Raw genomic sequence first — 16,447 nt, forward strand, 5'->3', positions numbered from 1 at the left:
GATTACTCCTTAGGTTTGCCACCTACTACAATGACTATTTCGCCCTTAGGAGGTTTTTGAGTGTAATGCTCCAGCACTTCTTTAGCGGTGCCTCTTATGGTTTCTTCATAGAGTTTTGTCAATTCCCGAGAGACGGAAACAGGCCGATCTTCACCAAAATACTCGCAAAAATGCGCTAAGGTTTTGATGAGTTTATGCGGACTCTCATAAAAAATCATGGTTCGTGTTTCTTCTGCAAGTTGTAAGAATCGTGTTTGCCTGCCTTTTTTGACCGGAAGAAACCCTTCAAAAACAAATTTGTCGTTGGGCAAACCGCTGTTCACCAAAGCAGGGACGAATGCAGTGGCTCCCGGTAAACAGTCTACTTCAATACCGTGCTCAATGCAGGCACGTGCCAATAAAAATCCAGGGTCTGAAATGGCAGGCGTACCCGCATCACTAATTAAAGCAATGGTCGTCCCGGATTTAATTTTTTCAATTAAATGTTCTACCGTTCTATGTTCATTGTGCATATGATGCGATTGCGAACGGGTAGCAATTTCAAAATGTTTCAGGAGTTTTCCAGACGTGCGCGTGTCTTCAGCCAAAATCAGATCGACTTCCTTTAGCACCTCAACAGCTCTAAAGGTCATATCCTTGAGATTACCGATAGGGGTTGGTACAATAAATAATTTACTCATCTATTAATCAAACTTACCTTCAATAATCCCCATAAAACGCTCTTCAATTGGTTCTTTACCTTCCCAATTGTTATAATCTGGCTTGACAATATTCTGGATTAAATTCCGTGCCTCCTCAAAAGAACTAGAGGTATTGATTTGAGACAGGACGCGTTCATAATCTTCACGCTGGCCATCAAAAAGATGTTTTATAAACGCTATTTTATCATTGAGACCAATATTAAGGCCATGTTTGAGTTTATCATTCAAAGTTTTTCTCAGTTGCTCTTTAGACTTGGATGCAGATACAGGATCAAACACCGGCATATTTTTAAAACCTGCAGTCAATTCATCAAAATCGTCCTTAGGCTCTAGCGCCTCTGGGGGAGGAGATGTAGGAGCGGATGCTGGAGGCGGTGTCTGCTCAAAAAAGGCATCAACTTCATGCGTTTCGTGAGGCATTTGTGCCACCAAATCTTTAATTTTCTCCATCACGGGCTCCATGATGCCGTCATCTTCTATTTCATCAAGATTGACATATATTTTATCACCACGTTCAATGTTATCACTTATTTTATTATTGAAGGCAACATCTAACATATCAAAGAATGAAGAATCCACTCCTATAGTAGGTAAGCCTTGTTCCAGGTTTTCATTGGCAAATTTCAAAACACTCAATTTTTCATATAAAAGACCTGTTTCACGATGCAGTTCGGCAACATTCTCTTTCCCCTTCAATTTAAGAATTCTATGCGCAATGCTCATTAATTCCGACTCCAACTTCTTCTTCATAACTTTTAACTTTAATTCTAATTTATGCTTATGATTTTTAATAAATTTACGCCACCTTTATATAAAACGAGGATGAGCTTTGTTTTAGTGTTAAAATTACGAAATGTTTCTTGAAAATACAGTAAATCCTAAAGAACAATTTGGGTGGATTGAGGTTATTTGTGGATCAATGTTTTCTGGTAAGACCGAAGAATTGATCAGGCGTCTTAAACGTGCCCAGTTTGCAAAACAAAAAGTGGAGATTTTTAAACCCGCTGTTGATGTACGTTATGACGAAGACATGGTAATGTCTCATGATGCTAACCAAATTCGTTCGACATCAGTTCCCGCCGCAGCAAATATTCCTATTTTGGCTGATGGTTGTGAAGTGGTTGGGATTGACGAAGCCCAGTTTTTTGATGATGAAATTGTTCGTGTGTGCAATGATTTGGCCAACAAAGGCGTTCGGGTAATTGTTGCGGGATTAGATATGGATTTCAAGGGCAATCCGTTTGGCCCCATGCCCAATTTAATGGCTACTGCCGAGTATGTTACCAAAGTGCACGCTATTTGCACCCGCACCGGAAATTTGGCACAATACAGTTACAGAAAATCTCAAAATGATGCGCTGGTTATGTTGGGCCAAGTGGATGAATATGAGCCTTTAAGTCGTGGTGCTTTTTACAAGGCCATGGCAAAAGACAAAATGAGTCCCAAGAAAGTGAATGATACTGAAAAACTAAAAGATTCCAATGCCTAAAGCGCAAGAAACTGTACTCGAAATTGATCTTTCTGCTCTAAAACACAATTTTGAATATCTCAAATCAAAACTCCAAAAGGATACTAAATTTTTAGCCGTTGTAAAAGCCTTTGCTTATGGCAATGATGCGGATACTATAGCACTCTATCTTCAAGATTTGGGTGTTGATTATTTTGCGGTGGCCTATACCGGTGAAGGCGTTGCCCTAAGAAATGCGGGGATTACCAAACCCATTTTAGTACTGCATCCGTTACCAACAAGTTTCCATACCATTATAGAGCGCTGTTTAGAACCCAGCATTTACAATTGGAAGGTGTTAAACGCGTTTTTAGAAGTTGCTACCGCTAAAAATCAAAAGCAGTATCCCATCCATCTCAAATTTAATACCGGCCTGAATAGACTGGGGTTTGATCTTGAGGATATCCAAACAATACATTCTAAACTACAATGGTCAGAAACGATACATATAAAATCAATCTTTTCGCATTTGGCAGCGAGTGAAGATTTAAGCGAAAAAGCATTTACAGAGCAACAAATACAGTCGTTTAAGAACATCACCGAAACCTTTGAGAAAGTTTTTGATTATAAACCTTTGCTTCACCTCAGCAATACCTCAGGAATTTTAAATTATTCTGATGCTCATCTCGATATGGTCAGAAGCGGAATAGGTCTTTACGGTTTCGGTAATTCTGAAAAAGAAAATAAAAATTTTAAACCGATAGCAACATTAAAGTCGGTCATTTCTCAAATCCATCACATTGAAAAAGGAGAAACGGTAGGCTATAATCGGGCCTTTAAAAGTGAAGAAGCAATTACCACCGCCACCATTCCTATTGGTCATGCTGATGGTATTGGACGGCAATACGGACAAGGCAAAGGATATGTGATTATTAAGAGCCAAAAAGCACCTATTGTTGGCAATGTATGTATGGACATGATCATGGTCAACATTACGGGTATTGTCTGTGAAGAGGGTGATGAAGTCATTATTTTTGATACGTCGCATACCGCAGAACACCTAGCCAATACCGCAAACACCATTTCCTATGAGCTTGTTACCGCAATTTCGCAACGGGTAAAGCGCATCATCATAAAATAAACCACTATGAATTGGAAATCCATAGTTTTATATTTGCAGACTGAAAGTCTGTTTCGTGAAATAGCCGATAAAGAATAGGAAAAAACACATAATTATTTGTGTACCCGCCTGAACGGACGGGCAGGTTCGTGGCTAAAATATTTATAGAAACTAAAGTAACTGCAATGGAATTGCAGGGCTTTAACCTTTAACTAGAGAATAAAACATTCCTAGAAATTTAACATTTCTCAATTTTTCATACATTAGCAATTAACAACTAACTTAAATCAATGTATTATGTGGAAAGAATTTAAAAATTTCATTATGACTGGCAACGTTATAGATTTAGCCGTAGCCGTTATTCTTGCAGGTGCCGTTGGCTTAGTGATAAATGGATTTGTAACTGACATTATGATGCCTATTGTAGGTAACTTTGCGGGAGGCGTTGATTTTGCCGATATGAAATATGTCTTATCTCCAGCTGATATTGCTGCTGATGGCACAATCACCAAACCAGAAAATGCAATTATGTATGGGAAGTGGGTCAACTCTATCATTAACTTGTTAATTGTTGGTTTCGTATTGTTTATAATTGTTAAAGCGTATAATAAAACTAAAAAACCAAAAGCCGCACCTGCACCAGCAGGACCAACTGAAATTGACTTGCTGAAGGAAATCAGAGACGCATTAAAAAAATAATTCCGCTACACCTCATATCCTAACTTAAACCCGATTCCTCAAATGGATCGGGTTCTTTTTTTTTTAAAATCTTCTTTAATCGCTCTCAATTTATGGTTACATTAGCTCCTTAAATAATTTTGAATTATGAAAGTAGCCGTTGTTGGTGCCACTGGAATGGTTGGCGAAGTAATGTTAAAAGTTCTTGAAGAACGTAATTTTCCATTTACAGAATTGATGCTCGTAGCCTCAGAAAGGTCTGCGGGTAAAGAAATTAAGTTTAAGGATAAGACCTATAAGGTAATTGGTTTGGCGGAAGCTGTTGCCAATAAGCCAGACGTTGCACTTTTTTCTGCAGGAGGAGACACGTCTTTAGAGTGGGCTCCCAAATTTGCAGAAGTGGGTACCACCGTTATTGACAATTCTTCCGCTTGGAGAATGGACGGGTCTAAAAAGTTAATTGTACCAGAGATCAATGCTGATCAGCTGACCAAAGAAGATAAAATTATCGCGAACCCCAATTGCTCTACCATTCAGTTGGTGATGATTTTGGCACCGCTTCATAAAAAATACAGTATCAAGAGGATTGTGGTTTCTACCTACCAATCTATTACAGGCACTGGATTGAAGGCTGTTAAACAACTAGAAAACGAATTGGCAGGTGTCCAAGGTGAGATGGCCTATCCTTACCCAATTCATAAAAATGCCATTCCACATTGCGATGTATTTGAAGAAAACGGTTACACCAAAGAGGAAATGAAACTGGTCAGAGAAACTCAAAAAATTCTTGACGACCGTTCTATTGCAGTTACTGCAACTGCAGTGAGAATCCCTACAGAAGGAGGTCACAGTGAATCGGTAAACATCGCGTTTAAAAATGATTTTGATGTGACGGAAATCCGTAAACTCCTAAGTCAGACCCCAGGTGTTGTAGTTCAGGACAATATTGATGTAAACACCTATCCAATGCCAATTTACGCTAATGGAAAAGATGATGTTTTTGTGGGACGGATCCGTCGTGATGAATCACAGCCAAACTCACTTAATTTATGGATTGTAAGTGACAACTTAAGAAAAGGTGCCGCTACCAATACCATTCAGATTGCTGAATACCTGATGGCTAATAAACTCCTTTAGCCTTAGCCTCTAATTGTAAGGAATACTTTTAAGATTAAACGTATTAAGATATTTCTTAAGAAAATATTAAAAAGTCCTCTACATCCGTTTGTAGGGGCTTTTTTGTTTATTTTTGGAACACAACACTAAACACCGTTACTCCTATGAAAAACTTAGCGCTGGCTATAATAATTCTCACTACAATTACCGCCTGCAAAAACGAAAATGAACTCAAAAATTCCAATGCAATTGCTGTGACGTATCCTGAAACAAAAACAGTGGACAGTGTAGATACTTATTTTGGAGAACAAGTAAATGATCCGTACCGCTGGCTCGAAGACGATAGAAGTGAAGAAACCGGGGATTGGGTAAAAGCCCAAAATAAAGTTACTGGCGATTATTTAGCTCATATTCCATACCGCCAAGAGCTTAAGGACCGTTTGGAAGAGATTTGGAACTATGAAAAAGTTGGCGCCCCTTTTATTGAAGGCGATTATACTTATTTCTATAAAAATGACGGACTTCAAAATCAATCAGTGATTTACAGAAAGAAGAATGACGATGATAAAGAAGAGGTTTTTTTAGATCCAAATACCTTCAGTAATGATGGCACTGTTTCTTTAGGCGGCATCAGTTTCTCTAAAGACGGCAAAATTTTGGCCTATTCCATTTCAGAAGGTGGGAGCGATTGGCGTAAGGTCATCGTAATGAATATTGAAACCAAAGAACAGATTGAAGACACCCTGGTTGATGTTAAATTCAGCGGCATCTCCTGGAAAAATAACGATGGGTTCTATTACTCAAGTTATGACAAACCTAAAGGGAGTGAACTTTCTGCAAAAACTGACCAACATAAACTCTTCTATCATAAATTAGGAACGTCTCAAAAGCAAGACCAGTTGATTTACGGTGGGACACCAGAAGAAAAACACCGTTATGTAAGCGGAAGCGTTACTGAAGACGGAAAATATTTGTTTATCTACCCTAGAAGTTCAACGTCTGGTTCAAAATTATTAATGAAAGACTTGTCAAAACCTAACAGTAAAATCGTAACGATTTTAAACAATTTTGATACGGATTCTTCTGTTATGGAAAATGTGGGCAGCACTTTATATATCATCACCAATAAAAATGCACCAAACCAAAAAGTAGTCACTGTAGATGCTTCAAATCCGAGTCCAGAACATTGGAAGGATTTTATTCCTGAAACAGAAAATGTATTAAGCGCTTCAACAAGTAGTGGGTATATTTTTGCAAGTTATATGGTGGATGCTGTATCTCAAGTAAAACAATACGATTACGATGGTAAATTGGTGAGAGAAATTGAACTTCCAGGCGTAGGAAGTGCCGGTGGATTTGGAGGCAAAAAGGATGATGAAACAGTTTATTTTTCGTTTTCTAATTACATCACACCAAGCACAATTTACACACTCAATCCTAAAACTGGGGCTTCTGGGGTGTATAAAAAACCAGAAATTAAATATAATCCTGAGGATTTTGAAAGCAAGCAAGTGTTTTACACTTCAAAAGACGGCACAAAAATTCCGATGCTTATTTCTTATAAGAAAGGTACGGAACTTAACGGTAAAAATCCTACCATTTTATACAGTTACGGCGGCTTCAACATTTCAATGACGCCATCGTTTAGCATTGCCAATGCCGTTTGGATGGAGCAAGGTGGTGTGTATGCCGTTCCTAACATTCGTGGGGGTGGAGAGTATGGTAAAAAATGGCATGATGCCGGTACTCAACTTAAAAAGCAAAATGTGTTTGACGATTTTATCGCTGCTGCAGAATATTTGATTGACAACAAGTATACCTCATCAGATTATTTAGCCATTCGTGGTGGATCAAACGGCGGACTTTTAGTTGGTGCGACCATGACGCAACGTCCAGACTTAGTAAAAGTTGCCATCCCAGCAGTTGGGGTGTTGGATATGTTACGTTACCATACATTCACGTCAGGTGCAGGTTGGGCTTATGATTACGGAACGTCTGAAGATAACAAAGAAATGTTTGACTATTTAAAAGGCTATTCGCCAGTCCATAATGTGAAAGAGGGCGTGGCATATCCTGCAACTATGATTACTACTGGAGATCATGATGATCGTGTGGTTCCTGCGCATAGTTTTAAATTTGCAGCGGAATTACAGAGTAAGCAAACTGGCATGAATCCAACTTTAATCAGAATTGAAACTGATGCAGGCCACGGTGCAGGAACTCCTGTAAGCAAAACCATTGAGCAGTATGCTGATATTTTCGGTTTCACGCTTTACAATATGGGCTATAAAGAGTTACCAAATAAAACCATGACGAAGGTTAAAGGCAAATAACATCAATTTTTAAACTATAAAAACCTTTCAGTCTGATGTTTTACGGATTGAAAGGTTTTCTTTTATCTACACTATGTTAAACGTAAAAAACATCACTTTTTCATACAACCCCAAACACACGGAAACTCCTGTGTTAAAAGATTTAGACTTTACGGTAGAACAAGGCGATCACTTGTCCATTATTGGGGAAAGTGGTTCTGGAAAATCAACACTCCTAAAATTGATTTACGGCGAATATGACTTAAATGAAGGACAGATTTTCTGGAAAGACAATGAGATCTTAGGTCCTAAATACAATCTTGTAGTTGGCTACGAGTATATGAAATATGTGGCTCAGGAATTTGATTTGATGCCCTTTATCACCGTTGAAGAAAATGTGGGCAAACACCTGTCCAACTTTTTTCCGGAAGAGAAGAAGGAGCGTATTAAAGAGCTTTTAAATGTTGTAGAACTCCAAGATTTTGCAAAAACGAAAGTCAAAACTTTAAGTGGGGGGCAAAAGCAACGAGTGGCTTTGGCAAGAGCCTTGGCAAAACAACCGGAGATTATCCTTTTGGATGAGCCTTTTAGCCACATTGATAATTTCCAGAAGCAATCCTTACGCCGAAGTGTTTTTAAATACCTGAAAGAAAAGAAAATCACCTGCCTTGTCGCCACCCATGATAAGGAAGACGTGTTAGGTTTTGCGGATAGAATGCTGGTACTTCACGATTCTAAAATCATCGCCAATGATTCTCCTCAAGAGTTGTATCGCAACCCAGAAACCCCATTAATTGCGTCTTTCTTTGGCGAAGTAAATATGCTTAATGATCAAATCATTTATGCACACCAATTACAGGCTGTTGCAGATTCTGATCTTAAAGCACGCGTAGTTCAAAATTATTTTAAAGGGCCGAATTATTTAATTGAAGCTGAACACGAGGATGCGATCCTAAGGTTTGAGCATCCCACAGCTTTAGAAGTAGATTTGAAAGTTTTTCTTAAGATTTTAGAACGTTAAATGCACACGCGCCATAATGGCCATGATGCGTAAGTGAGAGTTGTTCTTTTTGCACTTCTCCATTAATATAAAATTGTGGGATGCCTGTGGGGTTTTTAATAATCGTAACAGACTTATTAGGAACATTTTTATAAGCAGCATACGCTTTTGAAGCATGTCTAACACTTTCAGAGTGTTGGGCATTATAATCAGCACTTGAAAATTGAAATATTTTTGAAGTCCACTGCGACTTTAAAAAAGCAGTAGTTTGGATAAATTTCTGATGTGTTTTTGTGAATGTTGACACTGAAACATTCTTATAAAAGACCCGTCCCTGGATGGAATTTATGACAGCACATTTAAAATCCTTCGGATTGAACCGAACCCTTCCACCGGCTCTGGAAGTGATTTTATAAACGCTTTCTTTCATTGTCCATAAACGCCAGATATTTTGAAATTGCTGGTCGTCAGAACGAATGAAATCCTGTTCATCAGTATTGAATAGCTTATCTAAAAAGCGTTGTTCTTGCCAACGGGAATTGCATTTTGCAAATTCTAAATCGACAATATCGTTACCAATCATTAGGTAGCGATTTTGGAATTGACAATTGCCATGGCCGCTTTTACGGAAAGCATTTGCTCCATCTCCTCATTGTCAATGCGGATATCAAATTCGTCCTCCACATCCAAAATAATGTCTACCAAATTGGCTGAATTTATTTTTAAATCGCCCACAAATGTCGTCTCTTCTGACAGCTCATTAAAAGCGCCTTCATCCTGAACATAAGGTTGGACGATGGCTTTCATTTTGGCAATTAATTCTTCGTTTTTCATACAAATTATAAGCTCTAGAGCCTTTTGAATAATTTAGTTATACTTCTTAAAGATAATACATGCGTTGACATCACCAAAACCAAAACTAGCTTTTGCGGCGATGGTCAACTCTTTTTTTAACAGCTGTTTCGGAATTTTTTCATCAGCAATCAATTCCAGAATTTCAGGATGCACATCCTCACAATTGATGTTTGGAAACACAAACTGCTCCTTTAATTGTAACACGGTAGCTACACTTTCAATGCTTCCCGCAGCAGCGAGGCAATGACCCACCATCGATTTCAACGAGTTGATATACGGAAAATCAGCCCCAGTCCGACCCAAGGCCTTGGTCCAGTTTTCAATTTCGAGACTGTCTTTTGAAGTGGCGGTCAGATGCCCGTTTATCGCGTCAATAGTCTTGGCTTCAATTCCTGAATTTTCAATGGCACTTGTTATGCAACGCTGTACAGCTTCCGGATTGGGCGCGGTCAACGTACCCCCATTGCGTTGGCCACCAGAATTAACATGACCTCCCAAAACCTCCGCGTAAATACACGCGCCACGCTCTATAGCACTTTCTAAAGATTCTAAAACCATGGCACCGGCGCCACTTCCGGGCACAAAACCACTTGCTGAAACACTCATCGGTCGCGATCCTTTTTGTGGTGAGTCATTATGTTTATAAGTCATGACGCGCATGGCATCAAATCCGCCCCAAATGTAAGGGCCATCATCACTACAACTACCTACCAACATTCGTTTGGCATGTCCGTTCTTGATCCGCTCAAATCCCATTAAAATAGCTTCCGTTCCGGTTGTACAAGCTGAGGAATTGGTTGTAACCTGGTTACCCAAACCCAGAATCCCACCAAGATAGGCACTGATGCCACTGGCCATGGTTTGCAGTACGACCGTGCTACCCATACGCTTCACCTCGCCGGCATCCACTTTATAAATGGCTTCGCGGAATTTTTCAACGCCTGAAGTACCGGTACCAAAAATGCAACCGCACTCATAATCCAAGTCACTATCAGGATCGATCTCAAAACCGGCGTCCTTCCAAGCATCCATTCCAGCCATACAACCATACAAAATGCCTGAACTGTTAAACCCTCGGAGTTGTAAAGGCGTGAGATATTCCAATTTTTTTTCTTCTGAAACCTGCGGAATCCCACCAATACAGCACGAAAAATTAGCAGCTTTTAAATTGTCGTGATAGGTAACCCCTGAGGTTCCGAGTTTAATCGCCTCATTAAACGCTTCTAAGCCCACACCGTTTGGTGCCACAACGCCCATTCCTGTAATAACAACTCTAGTCATGGTTTTTAGATTTTAGCATTCCTGAAATGGTGCCTCTGCATACCAATTCGCCTTTTTCATTAAAAAGTTTTACGTTGCATTTTAATTTATTGAATCGGAACACCTCTTTTTCAGAAATAACGGTCACCGTTTCCCCCGGAAAAACGGGTAGATAAAAGTCCACGTAGCTTGACGTTAATGCAATTTGCGGTTTAAAATTTTCAGTTATATCATCTTTCAGCAGATATATCCCCAAGCATACCACACCAATTTGCGCCATGCACTCCGTTAAAATAACACCTGGGGTAATGGGATGTGATTTAAAGTGACCTTTAAAAAAATATTCCGCTTCTTTAAATGTATAGTACCCAGTGGCGCCTTCTCCTGAAATTATGGAAAGACCATCTACAAACAGAAACGGATCTGCATAAGGCAATAAAGATATAATGTCTTTTGAGGTCATTTATAGTTTTATTTTTTCTTTGTAAAAGGTGAATTCACAACTTTCTAAGGCTTCCTAACAAAATACTTAATTTCTGTTTCCCAAAAATTCGGTTGGCCATTCCAAACTTAGTTTTTGAGGTGATGTATTTAAAATGATCAAATGATCCCCCTCAAATTTAAGTCTGAGTATTTCTTGCCCTCGATAGAGCAAAACTTCATTTGTAGCTTCAGTATACAGGGCTGCATCAATATCTCCTTTCCCCCAATTAAAAGGCCAATTCACAACTAAATCTGAAATCATTTTAGGGCTTTCAACGATTTGTAATTTGTTCTTTCTATAAGGTATTTTAAGATATTGGTCCCCTTTGAAAACATAACTATGTTTTGTTTTTGGATTAAAAAAGGCCGCATCCCAATGGCCCATCCGCCAATAATTTGATAGATCAGGAAATAACGTGTTTAGCGGCTTGGGATACCCATCTTCAATAGTTGAAGATCCCGGTTTTAAAGCGACATAGTGCTCACCTTTAAATATATAAATAAGATTTTCGAATTTGTTATAGTACGCTGCGTCAAAATTTGAGTTCCAATCTTCCAGAAATTCAGGAAGGGCGGCTGCTATTGTGGAATAGCTAGCACTAGAGTCTTGACCCCTTATCAGAATATCTTCAATAAACTTACTGTGGATATCTACACCTCGCCTTTTGTCTTTTAAACTGTACGCAGCATCAATTTTAGGCCAAAGCACAGATTTACAGTAATTTGGGTTATTCATGCAGTTTTCATACATAGCGCCATAATCCGTTTTATGATCTGGTTTGGGAGTAATATCACCTTCAATGATATACTTTGAATGCACCAAATCTTTGTCACTAAAGCATCCTGACACCGACATGGCATGCCAATGGTTGGACACTACAAAAAGCCGATCGCCGTCATTAATTAATTTCGTGCCATCTGAATGTTTTAGGTTGCGACTGTAGCAATAATTCTGAGCCGTACTTTTCGACTTTTCTTCCTTATAAATTATAGTTTCAGGAACCCCTTTGGCGATTAAAACATCAGCCATAATGGTAGCCTCACAAATACTGGAACTATGCGCCCCGCAACCACCCGACACAATAATATAGTCGACGTCTTTTTTTGAGTTATAAACATTAAAACCAACTTCTGCCCGTTCTATAGACGTATTTAAATTCCCAGACCCCAGTATGAGTAGTATTGTTTTTGAAGTGTCATTTTCAATGGATTGACCAAGGCTTACCAGAGAACACAGCAGTGTTACAATCCAGATTCTATCAATTAAAAACTTCATAATCATAAGGTGTTTTTTATTTTAATCAATAAGCTCCGTTTATGAGATATGTTCGCCACCATCCACAGGAATCACGCAGCCGTTGATCCAGCTTGCTTCGTCTTTACTTAACAGATATACAACGTTGGCTACATCTTCTGGTGTGGTCAATCGCTTGAAAGGATTTCTTTTTAAGGAATGTGCCTTTAGTTCTTCGCTACCTGGAATCATTCGTAAAGATGCTGTATCTGTCACGCCTGCTTGTATGCAATTGGCCCGAATTCCGAAAGGTGCAAATTCTAAAGCAATATTTCTTGTAATCGCCTCCAAGGTCACTTTAGCAGCCGATACTGCCGCATAATTCTTCCATGCTTTGGTATTGCCTTCACTCGTAAAACTGATGATCCTGGCATCGTTAGCAAATAATTTTGCTTCAAAAATTGCTTGCGTCCAGTCGTACAAACTAATGGCCATGGCATTGATAGTCAAATTGAAATCGTCAGTACTTAAAATAGGCTGATCCTCTGAAAGCATCGGTTTTAAATTGCCTTTGGCAACACTGTGTACCAAGGTCCGAATACGTCCCTCTGCGCCACAAAGCTCTTTTAATTCTGAGATTAATTCGTTTCGTTTCTCAATTTTAAAAGCATCTGCATTAAAGGCTTTAAACTGTACGCCGGTGTTACGAATGGTATCAAATTCTGTTTCAATACTGTCTTTTTGGGCTCGCGGATTACGATGAATGATACAAATATTCATGCCGTGTTGGGCTAAAGTTTTGGCCGTAGCCAAACCCAAACCACTAGAGCCGCCCAAAATAAGGGCCCAATAATTTTTATTTTGAAACTCATTAATCATATCAATTGTTCTGTAAATTATTCCGATTTACTTGGTTATCAACTACCATTTCAGTAAAATCCGCTGCGCTGAAAATCCTGGACCGAAACTTAACATCAATCCGATATCGCCTTTGGGCAAGTCTCTTTCCATGAAACGTTCCAACACATATAACACCGTCGCGCTACTCATGTTGCCATACAATTTAAGAACTTCTTTGGTATCATCAATATTTTTTCCCAAAGTACCGAACAGCTCCTCCACCGTTTGTACTATTTTTTTACCTCCAGGATGAAAGATAAGATGGTCTAAATCTTCAATACTCATCTGGTTGCGCTCTAAAAACGGATGGACAATTTGCGGAAAATGGCTTGAAATGGTTTCAGGGACTGCTTTATCCAAAATCATCTGCAACCCCGTATTGACGAGTTTAAATCCCATCATTTGCTCCGCATCATAAAAATGGTACATGGCCTCATCGAGAATTTCCGGACCTTTATCATCTTCATACGAAGACAAAATTACACTTGCGGCACCGTCACCAAAAATGGCGGCACTTACAATATTCGCCATGGAATAATCGTCAAGCTGAAAGGTAGCGGTAGGCGATTCAACCGCAATGACCACTGCACGTTTGTTGGGATTGGATTTTAAAAAGTTCTTGGCATAAATAATCCCTGAAACTCCTGCGGCACAACCCATTTCAGTTACTGGCAAACGGATAATATCCTGTCGCATTTTTAACCGATTGATCAGATAGGCATCTAAGGACGGAATCATAATGCCTGTACAACTGACCGTGATAATATAGTCAATATCAGTTGGCTGAAGCTTGGCTTTTTCTAGCGATTTCAATAAGGCTTGTTCTCCTAAGGTTATAACTTCTCGGATATAAATGTCATTTTTTTCTTCGAAAGAGCTATTCAAAAACACTTCTTCCGCATCCATAATAGAATACCGCTTATCTACCCCTGCATTTTCAAACAATTTGATCACTTTACGTTGAAAGCGCTCCTCCTGCCCATCTAGCCACACGTTTAAATACGGAATGATGTCCTTTGTGTCTCTAGAATATTTTGGCAATTGCTTGGCAACCGATGTTATTTTTACTTTCATGTGTTTGATACAATTTTTAATGGAACGCTGATGACGCTGATACTGCTGATTAAACTGATTTTTATGAAGTTAAAATGCGCCAAAATTTCACATTTTTGTTTTAACTTCAATGTCTTTTTCATTCACCTGAAACCTGAAACCTGAAACCTGAAACCTGAAACCTGAAACCTGAAACCTGAAACCTGAAACCTGAAACCTGAAACCTGAAACCTCAAACCTGAAACCTGAAACCTCAAACCTGAAACTCAAACCTCAAACCTCAAACCTCAAACCTCCTAAGCACCCACTGATACCTAAACGCCCATTTCCATTTGAGTTGATACTTACTATTTAGTTGTGATGATAATTCAACCAGTTCCTTTCTTTTAAAGCCCCGCAATACGGACGTCAACCCATCTTCAATAATCATTTTATTGTTTACAGGAATTGTGATCAGCTTGAACAAATAAAACGCCAATCGGTGTCTGTGTAAATCGTTAACCACGATGCCAATCGTTGCTATTTTAAATAGGTGACGTAATAGTTGCAACAATTCATGTTCCTTAAAGTGGTGCAGGAATAACGTGCTAATCACAATATCATAATGCAGCGTTTTAAATCTTTCAGAAAACACATCAATATTAAGAAACTCAATATTCTCATACTCTGCAGAAATAGTTTTAGCATAATCCGTAGTGTTTTTATTGGCATCTATGCCTATCAACTGAAACCGATACCCTTCGGTTTTAGCATATTTTGCAATGGCTCTCAACATATCACCACCCCCACAACCCAGGTCGATAATTGTGATAGGCTGCGTTTTTGGTTGGTCTTTCAAAAGTATTTTCAGTCCATTAATAGTCACCGCATTCCCACCTAAAAATTTATTAATCGTTGCCAATTTGTTTAGCGTATCATTAAGTACAGGGCCATGAATGGAAAAATCATCCATGATCTCTTCCGCTTCAGTCCGATGCCTAGTGTCGATTAAAAAACTCATTTTACAAGCATCGGTTTTCCGTGGGTTTGCTTAATAATAAAAGGCATCAAGAAGGGCATTTTTTTTAGTGTAATAAGCGCTGTTTCTGAAAGTGTACTATTGTTGAATAATTTAGAAACGAAATGACCAACTTTCAACCGATTTTTGAAATTTTGATTCCAAGCTTTCGCGTAGGATACTTCTAAAGTGCTTCTGGAAATGGTATGTTTAAAATAGTCAAGAATAAGTTCTGAGGCTATTTGAGCACTTCTAATAGCCATACTCATGCCGTTGCCACAAAGAGGGTGAATCATTCCCGCGGAATCGCCACACATGATCATATGCTCTTCTACCGGTGGTTTGCGGTCAAACGAAATCTGGCTGATGGTTAATGGGATATCAAACACTGGCGTGGTATTTTCAAAAATCGTTTTTATGTGGTTGTTTTTATAAAGTACCTGTTGTTGAAACTCCTCAATGTCCTTATATTTTTTAAACGCTGCTAAATTGGTGATATAACACACATTAATACTGTCATCTTCCACTTTAGACACCCCACAGTAACCCCCTTCAAAATTATGCAACGCCACCACATCATCAGGGAAGTCGCCTTTTACATGCGTTTTTACGGCTAAATAAGGCGATTTATTTTTGATAAACGTACGATTTAAACTAACGTCTAGGTTAGTGCGTTTGCCGTAGGCGCCAATGGTGATTTTCGCTTTATAGCGTCCGTTTTCTTTGGTGTCTACAGTAAATTTTTCATCCAAAAACTGCACTTGCACTACTGTATCCTGAACCATATGCACACCTTCTTCTTTAGCCTTTAAAAATAGTGCCTCATCCAAAGCGTAGCGACTGATTCCAAATCCGCCCAAAGGCAAATCAGCTGAAATTAATTGACTTTTGGCACTCGACACTTGGAGTCTGTTGATTTTTTTCGCTCCACAATCAAAGACATTAATCCCTAAAAAACGTAAATACGGCAGCACTTCATTGGAAACATACTCCCCACAAACTTTGTGCTTGGGATAGGTATTTTTTTCAATGAGAACGACACTAATTCCTGTTTTTTGTAAATGGATCGCTGCTGTAAGACCGGCTAATCCGCCTCCAATAATCAGCACATCAAAAGTGGTTCCTTTATTTTCCAGACAAGATGATTTAGCAATTAATTTTTATTAAAGATAAAGGGTTTTTACTAAAAAAGATACTGTGATAGTCAGAGAATAGTGTTTTATTTTAGTTTCAAATCACTAGAACAGAAGACAAATGCGAGCTGAATTTTAATTAGTGAAACTGAATTTTT

Annotated in this window: 17 protein-coding genes; 6 read left to right on the top strand and 11 right to left on the bottom strand. The window is 38.9% G+C overall.

The window, feature by feature from the left end; translation table 11 throughout:
• Nucleotides 1–2: 2 nt before the first annotated feature.
• Together rsmI and JEM65_RS02455 are read right to left on the bottom strand one after the other, a co-directional pair.
• Nucleotides 3–680 carry a 16S rRNA (cytidine(1402)-2'-O)-methyltransferase gene (rsmI, locus tag JEM65_RS02450; RefSeq protein WP_199596965.1) on the bottom strand — a complete coding sequence of 226 codons (678 nt, stop codon included), beginning with the start codon at nt 678–680 and terminating at the stop codon, nt 3–5.
• 3 nt (nt 681–683) lie between these two features.
• Nucleotides 684–1,451 carry a hypothetical protein gene (locus JEM65_RS02455; RefSeq protein WP_199596966.1) on the bottom strand — a complete coding sequence of 256 codons (768 nt, stop codon included), beginning with the start codon at nt 1,449–1,451 and terminating at the stop codon, nt 684–686.
• 103 nt (nt 1,452–1,554) lie between these two features.
• Between JEM65_RS02455 and JEM65_RS02460 the strand changes: the two genes are divergently transcribed.
• The 6 genes from JEM65_RS02460 to JEM65_RS02485 all read left to right on the top strand — a co-directional run bounded on the left by JEM65_RS02460 (nt 1,555) and on the right by JEM65_RS02485 (nt 8,395).
• The gene (locus tag JEM65_RS02460; protein ID WP_199596967.1) at nt 1,555–2,190 is read left to right on the top strand and encodes a thymidine kinase; all 636 of its coding nucleotides are present in this window, start codon (nt 1,555–1,557) and stop codon (nt 2,188–2,190) included.
• Nucleotides 2,183–3,289, top strand: a complete 1,107-nt coding sequence (gene alr / locus JEM65_RS02465) for an alanine racemase (RefSeq protein WP_199596968.1) — start codon at nt 2,183–2,185, stop codon at nt 3,287–3,289. The genes JEM65_RS02460 and alr overlap by 8 nt, the downstream gene beginning before the upstream one ends.
• A gap of 276 nt (nt 3,290–3,565) precedes the next feature.
• Complete coding sequence (gene mscL, locus JEM65_RS02470) at nt 3,566–3,967, top strand: large conductance mechanosensitive channel protein MscL (protein WP_199596969.1); 402 nt, start codon at nt 3,566–3,568, stop codon at nt 3,965–3,967.
• Nucleotides 3,968–4,093: 126 nt separating this feature from the next.
• A complete protein-coding gene (locus tag JEM65_RS02475) occupies nt 4,094–5,083 on the top strand; it encodes an aspartate-semialdehyde dehydrogenase (RefSeq protein WP_199596970.1) in 990 nt (329 codons plus the stop codon).
• Between the two features lie 143 nt (nt 5,084–5,226).
• Nucleotides 5,227–7,395 (top strand): prolyl oligopeptidase family serine peptidase, encoded by a 2,169-nt coding sequence (locus tag JEM65_RS02480; RefSeq protein WP_199596971.1) that lies wholly within the window; start codon nt 5,227–5,229, stop codon nt 7,393–7,395.
• Nucleotides 7,396–7,468: 73 nt separating this feature from the next.
• Nucleotides 7,469–8,395 carry an ABC transporter ATP-binding protein gene (locus tag JEM65_RS02485; RefSeq protein ID WP_199596972.1) on the top strand — a complete coding sequence of 309 codons (927 nt, stop codon included), beginning with the start codon at nt 7,469–7,471 and terminating at the stop codon, nt 8,393–8,395.
• Here JEM65_RS02485 and JEM65_RS02490 read toward each other — a convergent pair.
• The 9 genes from JEM65_RS02490 to JEM65_RS02530 all read right to left on the bottom strand — a co-directional run bounded on the left by JEM65_RS02490 (nt 8,376) and on the right by JEM65_RS02530 (nt 16,265).
• Nucleotides 8,376–8,957 carry a 4'-phosphopantetheinyl transferase family protein gene (locus JEM65_RS02490; RefSeq protein ID WP_199596973.1) on the bottom strand — a complete coding sequence of 194 codons (582 nt, stop codon included), beginning with the start codon at nt 8,955–8,957 and terminating at the stop codon, nt 8,376–8,378. The two genes, JEM65_RS02485 and JEM65_RS02490, sit on opposite strands and share 20 nt — an antisense overlap.
• Complete coding sequence (locus JEM65_RS02495) at nt 8,957–9,208, bottom strand: acyl carrier protein (RefSeq protein WP_199596974.1); 252 nt, start codon at nt 9,206–9,208, stop codon at nt 8,957–8,959. Before JEM65_RS02495 ends, JEM65_RS02490 begins: the two co-directional genes overlap by 1 nt.
• 33 nt (nt 9,209–9,241) lie before the next feature.
• A complete protein-coding gene (locus JEM65_RS02500) occupies nt 9,242–10,510 on the bottom strand; it encodes a beta-ketoacyl-[acyl-carrier-protein] synthase family protein (RefSeq protein WP_199596975.1) in 1,269 nt (422 codons plus the stop codon).
• Nucleotides 10,503–10,952 (bottom strand): 3-hydroxyacyl-ACP dehydratase FabZ family protein, encoded by a 450-nt coding sequence (locus JEM65_RS02505; RefSeq protein ID WP_199596976.1) that lies wholly within the window; start codon nt 10,950–10,952, stop codon nt 10,503–10,505. The genes JEM65_RS02500 and JEM65_RS02505 overlap by 8 nt, the downstream gene beginning before the upstream one ends.
• A gap of 66 nt (nt 10,953–11,018) precedes the next feature.
• Complete coding sequence (locus JEM65_RS02510) at nt 11,019–12,248, bottom strand: ElyC/SanA/YdcF family protein (protein WP_199596977.1); 1,230 nt, start codon at nt 12,246–12,248, stop codon at nt 11,019–11,021.
• Between the two features lie 39 nt (nt 12,249–12,287).
• Nucleotides 12,288–13,085 (bottom strand): SDR family oxidoreductase, encoded by a 798-nt coding sequence (locus JEM65_RS02515; RefSeq protein ID WP_199596978.1) that lies wholly within the window; start codon nt 13,083–13,085, stop codon nt 12,288–12,290.
• Between the two features lie 42 nt (nt 13,086–13,127).
• Nucleotides 13,128–14,180 carry a type III polyketide synthase gene (locus JEM65_RS02520; RefSeq protein ID WP_199596979.1) on the bottom strand — a complete coding sequence of 351 codons (1,053 nt, stop codon included), beginning with the start codon at nt 14,178–14,180 and terminating at the stop codon, nt 13,128–13,130.
• 259 nt (nt 14,181–14,439) lie between these two features.
• Nucleotides 14,440–15,159 (bottom strand): methyltransferase domain-containing protein, encoded by a 720-nt coding sequence (locus JEM65_RS02525; RefSeq protein ID WP_199596980.1) that lies wholly within the window; start codon nt 15,157–15,159, stop codon nt 14,440–14,442.
• Nucleotides 15,156–16,265, bottom strand: coding sequence for an NAD(P)/FAD-dependent oxidoreductase (locus JEM65_RS02530; RefSeq protein ID WP_307810538.1), 1,110 nt, complete (start codon nt 16,263–16,265; stop codon nt 15,156–15,158). Before JEM65_RS02530 ends, JEM65_RS02525 begins: the two co-directional genes overlap by 4 nt.
• Nucleotides 16,266–16,447 lie beyond the last annotated feature (182 nt).

The sequence above is a fragment of the Gelidibacter salicanalis genome (genome assembly GCF_016469035.1).
GTDB classification, from domain to species: Bacteria; Bacteroidota; Bacteroidia; order Flavobacteriales; family Flavobacteriaceae; genus Gelidibacter; species Gelidibacter salicanalis_A.

Excerpts from the sequence above, each read along its gene's own strand:
- rsmI (WP_199596965.1), bottom strand. The coding sequence starts at position 680 with ATGAGTAAATTATTTATTGTACCAACCCCTATCGGTAATCTCAAGGAT.
- JEM65_RS02455 (WP_199596966.1), bottom strand. The coding sequence starts at position 1,451 with ATGAAGAAGAAGTTGGAGTCGGAATTAATGAGCATTGCGCATAGAATT.
- JEM65_RS02460 (WP_199596967.1), top strand. The coding sequence starts at position 1,555 with ATGTTTCTTGAAAATACAGTAAATCCTAAAGAACAATTTGGGTGGATT.
- alr (WP_199596968.1), top strand. The coding sequence starts at position 2,183 with ATGCCTAAAGCGCAAGAAACTGTACTCGAAATTGATCTTTCTGCTCTA.
- mscL (WP_199596969.1), top strand. The coding sequence starts at position 3,566 with ATGTGGAAAGAATTTAAAAATTTCATTATGACTGGCAACGTTATAGAT.
- JEM65_RS02475 (WP_199596970.1), top strand. The coding sequence starts at position 4,094 with ATGAAAGTAGCCGTTGTTGGTGCCACTGGAATGGTTGGCGAAGTAATG.
- JEM65_RS02480 (WP_199596971.1), top strand. The coding sequence starts at position 5,227 with ATGAAAAACTTAGCGCTGGCTATAATAATTCTCACTACAATTACCGCC.
- JEM65_RS02485 (WP_199596972.1), top strand. The coding sequence starts at position 7,469 with ATGTTAAACGTAAAAAACATCACTTTTTCATACAACCCCAAACACACG.
- JEM65_RS02490 (WP_199596973.1), bottom strand. The coding sequence starts at position 8,957 with ATGATTGGTAACGATATTGTCGATTTAGAATTTGCAAAATGCAATTCC.
- JEM65_RS02495 (WP_199596974.1), bottom strand. The coding sequence starts at position 9,208 with ATGAAAAACGAAGAATTAATTGCCAAAATGAAAGCCATCGTCCAACCT.
- JEM65_RS02500 (WP_199596975.1), bottom strand. The coding sequence starts at position 10,510 with ATGACTAGAGTTGTTATTACAGGAATGGGCGTTGTGGCACCAAACGGT.
- JEM65_RS02505 (WP_199596976.1), bottom strand. The coding sequence starts at position 10,952 with ATGACCTCAAAAGACATTATATCTTTATTGCCTTATGCAGATCCGTTT.
- JEM65_RS02510 (WP_199596977.1), bottom strand. The coding sequence starts at position 12,248 with ATGAAGTTTTTAATTGATAGAATCTGGATTGTAACACTGCTGTGTTCT.
- JEM65_RS02515 (WP_199596978.1), bottom strand. The coding sequence starts at position 13,085 with ATGATTAATGAGTTTCAAAATAAAAATTATTGGGCCCTTATTTTGGGC.
- JEM65_RS02520 (WP_199596979.1), bottom strand. The coding sequence starts at position 14,180 with ATGAAAGTAAAAATAACATCGGTTGCCAAGCAATTGCCAAAATATTCT.
- JEM65_RS02525 (WP_199596980.1), bottom strand. The coding sequence starts at position 15,159 with ATGAGTTTTTTAATCGACACTAGGCATCGGACTGAAGCGGAAGAGATC.